The 523-nt window shown below is 63.1% G+C and carries 1 protein-coding gene; it reads right to left on the bottom strand.

Annotated elements, in window-relative coordinates; translation table 11 throughout:
- Window positions 1–144: 144 nt before the first annotated feature.
- The coding region (locus tag DAI20_RS20280; protein ID WP_240606156.1) for a MutS-related protein at window positions 145–523 on the bottom strand (379 nt) is incomplete at its 5' end.

Here is a 523-nt window from a genome sequence, read left to right as displayed (position 1 = left end):
CGACTTTAGCTAGCGCCAGATGAAATGAATAATCGAATGATTCGTTCAGGTTGATAGATTCTGTCAATTGAAACGCAGAATCAGATTTGCGAAATCTTTCGATGGGCCTCCTGCGAGGCAGGAGGCCAAGCGCGTGCGCTGCGGCTACAGCAGCGCTTTCAAGCGATACAACGCTTCCAGCGCCTGCTTCGGGGTCAGTTCGTCCGGATCGATGGCGGCCAGTGCTTCCTGTGCCTTGTTCGACGGCGCCGCGAACAGGCCGAACTGCTGCGGTGCATCCAATGCCTGGGGTGCCAGCTCGGCGGCATGGCTTTCACCACCGCGCTGTTCCAGCTCGGCCAGGCGACGGCGTGCCTGCGCGACGGTGGCGCGCGGCAGGCCGGCCAGTGCCGCCACCTGCAGGCCGAAGCTGCGGTTTGCCGGGCCATCCTTCACCGCGTGCATGAACACCAGCGCCTCACCGTGCTCGACGGCATCCAGGTGCACGTTGGCGATGCCGCTACGGCCGCCTTCGTGCTGCTCG

The sequence above is a fragment of the Planctomonas deserti genome (genome assembly GCF_003067705.1).
GTDB lineage: Bacteria > Actinomycetota > Actinomycetes > Actinomycetales > Microbacteriaceae > Planctomonas > Planctomonas deserti.
Note: the sequence above shows the minus strand (reverse complement) of the source record. Positions and strands in the feature narration are given on the sequence as shown.